Source organism: Streptomyces sp. NPDC033221 (assembly GCF_055577005.1).
In genome coordinates this window covers 13,562-25,464 of record NZ_JBVIQN010000026.1, presented here as the reverse complement: position 1 = coordinate 25,464, position 11,903 = coordinate 13,562, and the positions used below count along the sequence as shown (strand labels likewise).

At 71.4% G+C, this 11,903-nt stretch carries 10 protein-coding genes; 3 read left to right on the top strand and 7 right to left on the bottom strand.

Translation table 11 applies throughout. The annotated features are described in order from the left end of the window. Nucleotides 1-54 precede the first annotated feature (54 nt). The 4 genes from ACZ53K_RS28585 to ACZ53K_RS28570 form a co-directional block, all read right to left on the bottom strand. Entirely contained in the window at nt 55-675 is a 621-nt protein-coding gene (locus tag ACZ53K_RS28585) for a TetR/AcrR family transcriptional regulator (RefSeq protein WP_468842110.1), read from the bottom strand. Between the two features lie 17 nt (nt 676-692). After that, on the bottom strand, nt 693-1,742 hold the full coding sequence (locus ACZ53K_RS28580; RefSeq protein WP_468841895.1) for an agmatine deiminase family protein: 1,050 nt from the start codon (nt 1,740-1,742) through the stop codon (nt 693-695). A 316-nt stretch (nt 1,743-2,058) separates the two neighbouring features. After that, a complete protein-coding gene (locus ACZ53K_RS28575) occupies nt 2,059-3,144 on the bottom strand; it encodes a branched-chain amino acid aminotransferase (RefSeq protein ID WP_468841892.1) in 1,086 nt (361 codons plus the stop codon). 313 nt (nt 3,145-3,457) lie between these two features. Then, entirely contained in the window at nt 3,458-4,498 is a 1,041-nt protein-coding gene (locus ACZ53K_RS28570) for a 3-isopropylmalate dehydrogenase (protein ID WP_468841889.1), read from the bottom strand. 129 nt (nt 4,499-4,627) lie between these two features. Here ACZ53K_RS28570 and ACZ53K_RS28565 point away from each other — a divergent pair, with 129 nt between their 5' ends. Next, complete coding sequence (locus ACZ53K_RS28565; protein ID WP_468841887.1) at nt 4,628-6,196, top strand: purple acid phosphatase family protein; 1,569 nt, start codon at nt 4,628-4,630, stop codon at nt 6,194-6,196. A 59-nt stretch (nt 6,197-6,255) separates the two neighbouring features. Here the strand turns inward: ACZ53K_RS28565 and ACZ53K_RS28560 are convergent, their stop codons facing one another. Continuing rightward, entirely contained in the window at nt 6,256-6,387 is a 132-nt protein-coding gene (locus ACZ53K_RS28560; RefSeq protein WP_274535863.1) for a hypothetical protein, read from the bottom strand. 355 nt (nt 6,388-6,742) lie between these two features. Here ACZ53K_RS28560 and ACZ53K_RS28555 point away from each other — a divergent pair, with 355 nt between their 5' ends. Then, a complete protein-coding gene (locus ACZ53K_RS28555; protein ID WP_468841884.1) occupies nt 6,743-7,357 on the top strand; it encodes a Uma2 family endonuclease in 615 nt (204 codons plus the stop codon). A 77-nt stretch (nt 7,358-7,434) separates the two neighbouring features. On the opposite strand, the gene pruA is transcribed toward ACZ53K_RS28555, so the two are convergent. Both pruA and ACZ53K_RS28545 read right to left on the bottom strand, forming a co-directional pair. Then, nucleotides 7,435-9,066: an L-glutamate gamma-semialdehyde dehydrogenase gene (gene pruA, locus ACZ53K_RS28550; RefSeq protein WP_468841882.1), complete on the bottom strand. Its 1,632-nt coding sequence runs from the start codon at nt 9,064-9,066 to the stop codon at nt 7,435-7,437. A 106-nt stretch (nt 9,067-9,172) separates the two neighbouring features. Further along, entirely contained in the window at nt 9,173-10,099 is a 927-nt protein-coding gene (locus tag ACZ53K_RS28545; protein WP_468841879.1) for a proline dehydrogenase family protein, read from the bottom strand. A gap of 265 nt (nt 10,100-10,364) precedes the next feature. On the opposite strand from ACZ53K_RS28545, the gene ACZ53K_RS28540 reads away from it, so the two are divergent. After that, complete coding sequence (locus ACZ53K_RS28540) at nt 10,365-11,669, top strand: PucR family transcriptional regulator (RefSeq protein WP_468842107.1); 1,305 nt, start codon at nt 10,365-10,367, stop codon at nt 11,667-11,669. Nucleotides 11,670-11,903 lie beyond the last annotated feature (234 nt).

Below are 11,903 nucleotides of genomic sequence, written 5' to 3'. Positions count from 1 at the left end.
AGGGTCAACGCGCTCTTTTCCGTACAACCTGGGCCGGGCGTCGGGCGTCTGCGCTCACGGCCCTTCCGCGGGCCGCAGCGCCTCGTCCAGGAACTCCCCCACGTGCCGTAGCACCTGCTCCCGGTCCAGGCCCGGCAGACCGACGACGAGGTGCGTGCCGAAGCCGTCCAGCAGCGCGCGCGTACGGGTGGCGAAGCGGTCCGCGTCCACGGCCCGTAGTTCGCCCTTCGAAGCGCCCTCGGCCAGCAGTGCCACCAGGTCGCGGTGCCAGGCCAGTTCCAGGTCGAGCTGGCGCTCGCGGGCGTCGTCGTCCGCGTACTGCGAGCGGTTCCACACCTCCAGCCAGAGGGTCCAGCGCGGATCCCGGGGCCCCGCCGGGAGGTACAGCTCCACCAGCGCGTCGAGCCGTTCGCGGGCCGGGACGCGGCGGGCGAGCGTGGCCCGGCGCTGGACGCCGAGCTGCTCCTCGCTCCACTGGAGGGTCTGGAGCAGCAGCTCGTCCTTCGTACCGAAGTAGTAGAGGATGTGCCCGCTGCTCATCCCGACCTCGCGGCCCAGCCCGGCCATGGTCAGCCGGTCCAGGCCCGCTTCGGCGATGGTGGCCATGGCCGCGGCGAGAACCTGCTCGCGCGGCTGGCTGAGCCGCCGCCGTGGTCGGCGGGCCGGTCCGGGCACGGGAACCTCCGGGATCGTCACACGGTGCCCACCTTGGGCTGCTGCTGGGTGATGCAGTGGATGCCACCGCCCGCTGCGAAGATCGTACGGGCGTCGACCGGCGTCACCGTCCGCTCCGGGAACAGTCGCCGGAAGATCCCGACGGCCTCCTCGTCGCGCGGGTCGCCGAACGCGCACAGCACCACACCGCCGTTGCACAGGTAGTGGTTGATGTACGAGTAGTCCACCGGTTCGCCGTCCGCCTCCACGACGGTCGGCGCAGGCACCTCGACCACCTCCAGCGGCCGGCCGCACGCGTCCGTCGAGGAGCGCAGCAGCCCGACGATCTCCTTGCACACCTCGTGGTCGGGGTGGGCCGGGTCGGGCTGGGTGTGCGCGACGACGACGCCGGGCCGGGCGAACGCGGCGACGATGTCCACGTGCCCGCGGGTGCCGAACTGCCCGTAATCGGCGGTCAGTCCACGCGGCAGCCAGACCGCCTTCGTCGTTCCGAGGCAGGCATGCGCCTCTGCCTCGACCTCCTCCTTCGTCCGCCCCGGGTTGCGCCCGGGGTCGAGCTGCACGGTCTCCGTGAGCAGGACCGTTCCCGCGCCGTCCACGTGCAGCCCGCCGCCCTCGTTGACCAGCGACGAACGGTACGTACGGGCCCCGGCCAGCCCGGCCACGTACCCGCCGACCCCGGCGTCCCGCTCCCAGCGGGCCCAGTCCTGCCCGCCCCACCCGTTGAACACCCAGTCGGTGGCGGCCAGCCGCCCCTTCCCGTCCGTCAGGAAGGTCGGCCCGATGTCCCGCATCCACGCGTCGTCGAGAGCCCGCTCGACCACCTCGATCCCCGGCCCGACCAACTGCCGCGCCCCGTCCGCCTGCCCGGCGCCCGCCACGACCGTGACCGGCTCGAACCGGCGCACGGCACGGGCGACGGCGCCCCAGGCCCGGCGGGCCCGCTCCAGCGCCTCGCCGTCCTCCTCCCCGAAGGTGGCGTTCGGCCCGGGCCAGGCCATCCAGGTCCGCTCGTGCGGCGCCCACTCGGCGGGCATACGGAAGCCGTCGGCGGCGGGGGTGGTCATGGGGTCCTCCGGACTCGGGGCGGGGCGGCAGGCCGGGGCGGAGCGGGGCGGGGCGGCCCCCGTCCGGGCCGCCCCGCGGTTCGTGCGCGGCGCGGTGGCGCCGTTTCGATGCGGCGCACTTTGGTGCGTCACTCTAACTAGTAGGGCCCTTATTGCCAATAGTCTGACGATACCTAGCCCTCATTTTTTGATCAGCACTCAAATACGTGCACTCGTCACCCAAGACCGCTCCCCACCCGCCGAACAACCGCTCCCCAAACACTGAACGGCCGCCCGGCACAGTGCCGGGCGGCCGTTCAGTGATCAGGTACCGGGATCAGCCCAGGGGATGCATCCAGCCGTGGGTGTCCGGGGTGGCGCCGGTCTGGAGGTCCAGGAGGGCCTTGCGGAGCTTCATGGTGACCTCGCCGGGCTTGCCGTCGCCGACGGTCCAGGAGGCGGCCTCGGACTTGACGGAGCCGACGGGGGTGATGACGGCGGCGGTGCCGCAGGCGAAGACCTCGGTCAGCGAGCCGTCCTCGGTGGCGGCCTTCCAGTCCTCGACGGAGATCCGGCCCTCGGCGGCCTCGTAGCCCAGATCGGTGGCGATCTTCAGGAGCGAGTCACGGGTGATGCCGGGGAGGAGGGAGCCGGACAGCTCCGGGGTGACGATCTTGTTCCCGTACACGAAGTACAGGTTCATGCCGCCCATCTCCTCGATCCAGCGGCGCTCGATCGCGTCCAGCCAGACGACCTGGTCGCAGCCGTGCTGGGCGGCCTGGGCCTGGGCGACGAGGGAGGCGGCGTAGTTGCCGCCGGTCTTGGCGGCGCCGGTGCCCCCGCGCACGGCGCGCACGTACTCCCGGGAGAGCCAGACGGAGACCGGCTTGACGCCGCCGGTGAAGTAGGCGCCGGCCGGCGAGGCGATCACGATGAAGAGGTACTCGTTGGCGGGCCGGACGCCCAGGCCGACCTCGCTCGCGATCATGAAGGGGCGCAGGTAGAGGGATTCCTCACCGTTGGTCGGCACCCAGTCCTTGTCCTGCTTGACCAGGGCGTCGCAGGCCTCGATGAACGTCTCGACGGGCAGCTCGGGCATGCCGAGGCGGCGCGCGGATGCCTGGAAGCGCCGGGCGTTGGCGTCCGGGCGGAAGGTGGCGACGGTGCCGTCGGGCTGGCGGTAGGCCTTGAGGCCCTCGAAGATCGTCTGCGCGTAGTGCAGCGTCATGTTGGCCGGGTCCATGGACAGCGGGGCGTACGGCACCAGCTGGGCGTCGTGCCAGCCGCGGCCCTCCGTCCACTTGATCGTCACCATGTGGTCGGTGAAGTAACGGCCGAAGCCGGGGCTGGCCAGGGCCCGCTCCCGTTCCGCGTCGGAGAGCGGGTGGGAGGAGGGCTTGAGCTCGATCGTGGGCGTCGTCATGAGTGCGTGTCCTTCACCGGTGAGGTTGTGGGGCCGCGCTCACGGAGTCCTTGTCGGTACAGGACGTCCGGTATTCCCCTCGTACAGCGGCTCCACGTTCGATTATCGCTCCCGAGGTACCGGGGACGGAAATGCCGTGGTGCGGGGAGGGTGGGACGCCGGGGTGCCGAAGGCGGTTCCGTGTGCGCCTGCCAGGGGTCGATGGTCGCACCCAACCCGGCGGTAGCACAGTCGCAGAAATGCCGTACAGCGCCGGGCTGGGAACGGCCCGGCGCTGTGGGTCAGCGGTTGTTCGCTCGGCGAGCGGCGGGCCTCAGCCGGCTACTCGGGCGGCGAGCGCGTCGCCGGTCTCGCCGGTGGTGCGGGGGGTCTCGCCCCGTTCCGCGAGGTCGGCGGCGACGGCCTCCTCGATACGGGCCGCCTCGGCGTCGTACCCGAGGTGCCGCAGGAGGAGGGCGGTGGACAGGACGGTGGCCGTGGGGTCGGCCTTGCCGGTGCCCGCGATGTCCGGCGCCGAGCCGTGCACCGGCTCGAACATGGACGGGAAGGCGCCCGTGGGGTTGATGTTCCCGGAGGCGGCCAGGCCGATGCCGCCGGTCACGGCGGCGGCGAGGTCGGTGAGGATGTCGCCGAAGAGGTTGTCGGTGACGATCACGTCGAACCGCTCGGGCTGCGTGACGAAGAAGATCGTCGCGGCGTCCACGTGCAGGTAGTCCGTGGTGACCTCGGGGTACTCCTCGCCCACCTTGTCGAAGATCTTCTTCCACATGTGGCCGGCGTACACCAGCACGTTGTTCTTGTGGACCAGCGTCAGCTTCTTGCGCGGCCGCGCGTCGGCCCGCTCGTACGCGTCCCTGACCACCCGCTCCACGCCGTACGCGGTGTTCAGGCTGACCTCGGTGGCGACCTCGTGCGGGGTGCCGGTGCGCAGGCTGCCGCCGTTGCCCGTGTACGGGCCCTCGGTGCCCTCGCGGACGACGACGAAGTCGATGTCGGGACGGCCGGCGAGCGGCGTCGCGGTGTTCGGGAAGAGCTTGGAGGGGCGCAGGTTGACGTAGTGGTCGAAGGCGAAGCGCAGCTTCAGCAGCAGGCCGCGTTCCAGGACGCCGGACGGTACGGACGGGTCGCCGATCGCGCCGAGCAGGATCGCGTCGTGCTCCTTGAGGGACTCCAGGTCCGCGTCCGGCAGGGTCTCGCCGGTGGCGTGCCATCGCCGGGCCCCGAGGTCGTACTCCTTTGTTTCCAGCTTGACGTCCTGCGGGAGGACCGCGCCGAGGACCTTCAGTCCTTGGGCCACGACCTCCTGGCCGATACCGTCACCGGGGATCACTGCGAGGCGAATGCTGCGAGACATGTCTGGACCCTACTCTCCGTCCCATTTCTTGACACGTGCCGTCCGGCATGCGGACACATGAGCAGGCGGACACCTGCCGTTCACCCGCAAGGCCCCGGCCCGTCGAACGAGAATGCGACGTTGCGCTTCATGGACACACCACGCGTGGGCATTCCCGAACCGCTCGCGAGCCGTATGAGCATGCCCGAGCAGCACGAGTACCTCCGTACGAAACTGACCCGCCGCGGACTGCTGCGCACCTCCGCCGCCACCGCCGGCGCCGTCGCGGGCGGCAGCCTGCTGGCGGGCCCGGCCCAGGCCGCCGCCTCCCCCACCCTGCTCTCCTCCCCCGCCACCGGCGCGGTCCACGGCTCGGTGGTCGCGCCGTTCGGCCGGCACCTCGCCTTCGGCGCGGACCCCAGGCACCAGATGCGCGTCTCCTGGCAGGTGCCGTTCGCGGTCAAGCGGCCGTTCCTGCGGGTGGGGCTGCGCCCCTGGGACCTGAGCCGGAAGATCCACGCCGAGGTACGGGAGCTGCACACGCCGGCGCTGAGCAAGAAGCTGCCCGCGGTGGACCAGTACTACCTGCACGCCGCGCTCGACGGCCTGCGGCCGGGCACGACGTACTACTACGGCGTCGGCCACGACGGTTTCGACCCCGCCGACTCCCGCCACTTCGGCACCCTCGGCACCTTCCGTACCGCCCCGGCCCGTGCCGAACGGTTCGTCTTCACCGCCTTCGGCGACCAGGGCGTCAGCTACCACGCACTCGCCAACGACCAGCTCATCCTGGGCCAGAACCCGTCCTTCCACCTGCACGCCGGCGACATCTGCTACGCCGACCCGGACGGCACCGGCACCGACCACGACACCTACGACGCGCGCCAGTGGGACCAGTTCCTCGCGCAGACCGAGTCGGTGGCCAAGACCGTGCCGTGGATGGTGACCACCGGCAACCACGACATGGAAGCCTGGTACTCCCCCAACGGATACGGCGGCCAGAACGCCCGCTGGAGCCTGCCGGACAACGGCCCGGACGCCGAGAAGGCGCCGGGCGTCTACTCCTTCACGTACGGCAACGTCGCCGTCGTCGCGCTCGACGCCAACGACGTCTCGTACGAGATCCCCGCCAACCTGGGCGTGACCGACGGCAAGCAGACCAAGTGGCTGGACCGGAAGCTGGCCGCACTGCGCGCCGCCAAGGGCATCGACTTCATCGTCGTCTTCTTCCACCACTGCGCCTTCTCCACCACCAACTCGCACGCCTCCGAGGGCGGAGTGCGCGACGCCTGGCTGCCGCTCTTCGAGAAGCACCAGGTGGACCTGGTGGTCAACGGCCACAACCATGTCTACGAGCGGACCGACGCCATCAAGGGCGGCCGGGTCTCCAAGAAGATGCCCATCGGCGAGACGGTGGACTCCTCGCGCGAAGGCATCGTGTACGTCACGGCCGGCGGCGCGGGCAAGTCGCTGTACGACTTCCCGGTGCCGGACAGCTACGAGGGCCACGTCAAGGACCTCGACCACGTGGACACGTACCACTGGGCCAAGGGCAAGGTGAAGGTCAAGGAAGCCGTGCAGTGGTCGCGGGTGCGCTACACCGGCTACTCCTTCATCGCGGTCGAGGTGCTGCCGGGCCACCGGCCCCGGATGAAGGTCACCGCGCTCGCCGAGTCGGGCGAGAGCATCGACCGCTTCGAGGTCACCCGGCGCGGCTGAGGCGGGCGCGGGCGCGCGGTCGCGCGCCGCGCCCCCGCCCACACGGACGGCTCCCGGGCTCAGTGCCCGGTCGAGCCGCCGTTGTCCCGGCGGTCGAGCGCCCGCTGGAGCGCGGCGGCGGCGTTCTTGCGGTCGGCCTCGCCGGTCGCACGGGCGGAGTGCCGGATCCTGCGGACAGCGGTCTTGGTCATGATGCGCCTCCAACGCCAAAGCTCCGAGAGAGATGAACGGAAGCGTCCTTCCGGAATCGGCCGACATCGGCGGGGGCCACGGCATCAGCAGGGATCACCTGCACGCACACACCGGGCCGCACCCGCCACCGCTCGATGGAGCGGAACGTTCAGCTCCTACAAAGCTAGGCCAGCGGAGCCGTGATGTCTGCACAATTACTTGGGCTTCCTACTATTTGAGACAAGCTCTGGCCTGAGGTGCACATTCGAGTGATCGGTCGAGGTCGGGCGGCGGCCCGGGGACACGGCTCCGTAGCGTGGCGGCGTGGCTTGTGCCATGGGGCCGGGCGCGCCCGACGCACGGAGGAGCCACGCCATGGCCTTGCTCGACCCCGACGTTCCCTCGGAACTCGAAGAGGCCCGGTGGCAGGCGTGGAAAGCTCTGGAGACCCCCGAAGGCTTCCGCACGGAGATCGTCGAAGGGTTCATCGAAGTGTGGCGGACCGGGCACCTCGCGCAGGCCGGGAGAGCCAACAGGCTCCGCGATGCGCTCAGCGAGCACCTGGCCGGCACCCTGTACGTGCCCTACCAGTGCATGTACGTGGTGCACCGCCGCGATGCCTGGATCCCGGACGTCCTGATCGCGCTCAGGGACACCGATGAGGACGACGTCCAGGACGACATCGGCATCCGTGCGTCCGCCGTGCCCGTGATCGCTGAAGCGGTCGCCCCCGACCAGGACGGCATCACCCGCGACCGCGACCGCAAGCGCCGGGCCTACGCGCGAGCGGGCATCCCCGTTTATGTCCTCCTGGACACCCACGACCGTCGCGGCACTGTCACCGTATTCACCACCCCTCGCCCCCGCGAAGCCGGCTACGCCGCCGAACACCGCGTCCCCTACGGCACCGGCATCGCCATCCCCGAAGGCCCCGCCAAAGGCTTCGTCATCGATGCCTCGATCACCGGCCCGCCACGCGGCGACGGCTGATCGGACGCCGGTACGCCGACGGCCCGGCGCCCCCTTCGGTGGGGGCGCCGGGCCGTCGGCGTCGTACGGCTATCGCATCAGCCCATGTGCGGGTAGCGGTAGTCCGTCGGGGCGACCATCGTTTCCTTGATGGCGCGCGGGGACATCCAGCGGATCAGGTTGAACTTGGAGCCCGCCTTGTCGTTGGTGCCCGAGGCGCGGCCGCCGCCGAAGGGCTGCTGGCCGACGATCGAGCCGGTGGGGCGGTCGTTGAGGTAGAAGTTGCCGGCCGCGAAGCGGAGCTTCTCGGAGGCGGCGGCCAGGACCTGGCGGTCCTTGGCGAGGACGGCGCCGGTCAGGGCGTACGCCGAGGCGGACTCCATCTGCTCCAGCATCGTGTCGAAGTCGGCGTCCTCATAGACGTGGACGGCGATGACCGGGCCGAAGTACTCGGTCTTGAAGACCTCGTTCTCCGGGTCCGAGCAGGCGATCACGGTCGGGCGCACGAAGTAGCCGACCGAGTCGTCGTACGTGCCGCCGGCCACGATCTCGCAGGTCGGGTCCTGCTTGGCGCGGTCGATCGCGGCCTTGTTCTTGGCGAAGGAGCGGTCGTCGATGACGGCGCCGATGTAGTTCGACAGGTCGGTGACGTCACCCATGGTGAGGCCCTCGACCTCGGCCACCAGGTCGTCCTTGAAGCCGTTGTCCCAGGTGGAGCGCGCGATGTAGGCGCGGGAGGCCGCCGAACACTTCTGGCCCTGGTACTCGAAGGCGCCGCGGGTGATGGCGGTCTTCAGGATCGCCGGGTCGGCGGTCGGGTGGGCGACGATGAAGTCCTTGCCGCCGGTCTCGCCGACCAGGCGCGGGTACGAGCGGTAGTTGGTGATGTTCTCGCCGACCGCCTTCCACAGGTACTGGAAGGTGGCGGTGGAGCCGGTGAAGTGGACGCCGGCCAGCTCCGGGTGCGGCAGCGCGACCTCGGAGACCTCCTTGCCGTCACCGGTCACCAGGTTGATGACGCCCTTGGGCAGGCCGGCCTCCTCCAGGAGCTGCATGAGCAGGATCGCGGAGTGGGTCTGCGTGGGGGACGGCTTCCAGACGACGACGTTGCCCATGAGGGCGGGCGCGGTCGGCAGGTTGCCGGCGATGGCGGTGAAGTTGAAGGGCGTGATCGCGTAGACGAAGCCCTCCAGCGGGCGGTGGTCCAGGCGGTTCCAGACGCCGTTCGGCTGCATGGGCGGCTGCTCCTGGAGCAGCTCGCGCGCGAAGTGGACGTTGAAGCGCCAGAAGTCCACCAGCTCGCAGGGCGCGTCGATCTCGGCCTGCTGGGCGGTCTTGGACTGGCCGAGCATCGTGGAGGCGGCGATGGTCTCGCGCCACGGTCCTGACAGCAGGTCCGCGGCCTTGAGGAGGATCGCGGCGCGGTCGTCGAAGGACATGGCGCGCCAGGCCGGGGCGGCGGCCAGGGCGGCGTCGATCGCGTCCTGGGCGTCCTGGCGGGTGGCGTTGGCGTACGTGCCGATGACCGCCTTGTGGTTGTGCGGCTGGACGACGTCGAAGCGCTCGCCGCCGCCCATCCGCTTCTCGCCGTTGATGGTCATCGGCAGGTCGATCGGGTTGCCGGCCAGCTCCTTGAGCTTGGCCTCCAGGCGGGCGCGCTCCGGGGAGCCGGGGGCGTAGCCGTGCACCGGCTCGTTGTACGGGGCGGGGACGTGGGTCACGGCGTCCATGTCGGCCGTCTCCTTCGGTCGGGGGTGTGCGGGTGCGTCAAGTTGTGGGCGCCCGGCCGCGTACGGCGGCCCGGCGCGTGCGGTCCGGCGGGGCCGGGGCCGCCGCTCAGCTCTTGGTGAGGAGCGAGCGCAGGAAGAACGCGAGGTTGGCGGGGCGCTCGGCGAGGCGGCGCATGAAGTAGCCGTACCAGTCGGTGCCGTACGGGATGTAGACCCGCATCCGGTGGCCTTCCGCGACCAGGCGCTGCTGCTCGGTCTCGCGGATGCCGTACAGCATCTGGAACTCGTACTCGGCGGGCTTGCGGCCGAAGCGGCGGCCCAGCTCCTGGCCTATCGCCACCATGCGCGGGTCGTGCGACCCGATCATCGGGTAGCCCTTGCCGGCCATGAGGATCTTCAGGCAGCGTACGTACGCCTTGTCGACCTCCCGCTTGTCCTGGAACGCGACCGTCGCGGGTTCCTTGTAGGCGCCCTTGACCAGGCGCACGCGGGAGCCTTCCCCGGCGAGCGCGTGGCAGTCGTCCTCGGTGCGGAAGAGGTAGGACTGGAGCACGGCGCCGGTCTGCGGGAAGCGGGCGCGCAGCTCGCCGAGGATCGCCAGGGTGGAGTCGACCGTGGTGTGGTCCTCCATGTCCAGGGTGACCGTCGTGCCGGCTTCGGCGGCGGCCTCGACGACCGGCGTGACGTTCTTGAGGGCCAGCTCGTGGCCGCCGGGCAGGGCCTGTCCGAAGGCGGAGAGCTTGACGGACATCTCGGCGCGCGCGCCCAGGCCCAGGTCCTTGAGGGCGGCGGTCAGCTGGAGGTAGGCGTCGCGGTTGCGCAGCGCCTCGGCCGGATCGGTGATGTCCTCACCGAGGTGGTCGAGGGTGACCTCCATGCCGCGGTCGGCCAGGGACCGCACGGCGGCCATGGACGCGTCGAGCCGCTCACCGGCCACGAACCGGTCGACGACCGGACGGGTGACCGGGGCGGCCGAGACGACACGGCGGATGCTGTCGCTGCGGGCTGCTGCGAGAAGCACGGGACCCAGCACGGGGCACCTCCACGATTCAAGATGACAAGCCGGGCGGGCGCCTGGCAGGCGGGCGCGACGGCGAGATGAGCCACCTGAAACTTAAGGATCTCGCTACTTCGCGGCCATCGACAGCTGTCTGGCCTTCGTGGCCGGGATCTCAGACAGATGTATGAGAATGGGGAATGACCACAACGGCACCGGCGGGACCCTCTCCCCCGGTGACCGCACGGACACCGGCGGCCGTACGGGCCTGCCGCGCGACCGGAAGGGAGCCACGCGGCAGATGCGGGGCGATTACCAGCAGCTCGTGGACGAGATCTCGGCCGCCCTCGGCGCCCCGGCGACCCTGGAGGACCGCGACTTCGGGCTGATCGCCTTCGGCGCGCACGAGGGCGACGACGACCTGGTCATGGACCCGGTACGGACCCGGTCGATCCTCCAGCGCCGCTCGACGGCGGCGGTACGGGCCTGGTTCGAGGCGTTCGGCATCGCCCGCGCCAAGACGGCGCTGCGCATCCCGCCCGATCCGGCGGCCGGGGTCTTCAAGGGCCGGATCTGCCTGCCCGTGCGCCACCGCGGCATCGTGCACGGGTATGTGTGGCTGCTGGACGACGGCCATCTGACCGACCTGGAGCTGGGCGGTGGCGGCGCGCCGCCGGACCCCCGTATCGAGCAGGCGATGGAGTCGGCAGCGGGCATCGGCGCCCTGCTGGCGGCGGAGGCCCGTGCGGGCGCCGAGCTGGGCGACCTGCTGCGCGCGCTGCTGGTCTCGCGTACCCCGCAGCGCGGCGCCGCGGCGGGCGCGCTGCGCGACGGGTTGCGGTCCGCGGCGGACGCGCCTCTGATGGTGGTGGCGGTGACGCCGTGGGACGTCCCGGAATCCGATCACGCGCCGCTGCCCAACCTGCCGGGGCTGCTGGCAGCCTGCGCGCTGCCCGCCGCGAACGGGGCCACCGAGGAGGGCCCGGCCCTGGCTGCCGCGTCGGCCGCTTCCGGAGGGCGGCGCTCCGCCCCCACCGCGCCGTCGCGCGCGACCGCCGACGCCCCGTCGCTGGCGGCTCTCGTACGGCTGCGTTCGCCGTCCACCCTCGCAGCGGCCCACACGGTGGCCGAGCACCTGCTGCGCTCGCCCCGCGCCGTCGGGGGCCTGGCACCGGCCGGGGCGGAAGCCCGTACCCTGCCGGGAGCCGCCGGACTCGGCACGCCGGTACGGGACTTGGCCGACCTGCCCGCCGCCTGGCAGGAGGCGCTGGCCGCGGCACGCGCCGCGCGCGCGGAACCCCGGCTGGGCCCGGTGGCCGAGTGGGGCGCCATCGGCTCGTACCGCCTGCTGACGGGCCTGCCGTCGGCCGAACCCGACGCGACGGTACGTCCGCTGCTGACGCCCTCGCACAGCGAACTCGCCCGTACGGCCGAGGTGTTCCTGGACTGCGCGGGACAGGCGGGCCGCGCCGCCCAGGCGCTCGGCATCCACCGCCAGACGCTGTACTACCGCCTCGGCCGCGTCGAGAAGCTGACCGGGCTCGATCTGGACGAGGGGGGCGACCGGCTGCTGCTCCACATGGCGCTGAAGACGGCACGTCTGTGAGCGTCCGCCCGCGTACCGTGGCATCGCGCTTCCGGCCGTCAACAGGCCGGTTGTTGAGTACTGGACAGACGGCGCATCCGGACGGACCATATGAGTCTGCGGGGACCCGGGCCCCGGTGGGGCCACGGCGTACCCGTGAGGGTGCGGCCGCCGCCGGGAGAAGAACCGGAAAACCGGCGGCGACCGGCTGCCGGACGCCGGGGCTCCTCTTCCCCTTCGCCTGGCAGTGGCCGC

What these genes read in the sequence shown, in the direction of transcription:
- ACZ53K_RS28580 (WP_468841895.1), bottom strand. Translation starts at nt 1,742, where the DNA reads ATGACCACCCCCGCCGCCGACGGCTTCCGTATGCCCGCCGAGTGGGCG.
- ACZ53K_RS28575 (WP_468841892.1), bottom strand. Translation starts at nt 3,144, where the DNA reads ATGACGACGCCCACGATCGAGCTCAAGCCCTCCTCCCACCCGCTCTCC.
- ACZ53K_RS28570 (WP_468841889.1), bottom strand. Translation starts at nt 4,498, where the DNA reads ATGTCTCGCAGCATTCGCCTCGCAGTGATCCCCGGTGACGGTATCGGC.
- ACZ53K_RS28565 (WP_468841887.1), top strand. Translation starts at nt 4,628, where the DNA reads ATGGACACACCACGCGTGGGCATTCCCGAACCGCTCGCGAGCCGTATG.
- ACZ53K_RS28560 (WP_274535863.1), bottom strand. Translation starts at nt 6,387, where the DNA reads ATGACCAAGACCGCTGTCCGCAGGATCCGGCACTCCGCCCGTGCGACC.
- ACZ53K_RS28555 (WP_468841884.1), top strand. Translation starts at nt 6,743, where the DNA reads ATGGCCTTGCTCGACCCCGACGTTCCCTCGGAACTCGAAGAGGCCCGG.
- pruA (WP_468841882.1), bottom strand. Translation starts at nt 9,066, where the DNA reads ATGGACGCCGTGACCCACGTCCCCGCCCCGTACAACGAGCCGGTGCAC.
- ACZ53K_RS28540 (WP_468842107.1), top strand. Translation starts at nt 10,365, where the DNA reads ATGCGGGGCGATTACCAGCAGCTCGTGGACGAGATCTCGGCCGCCCTC.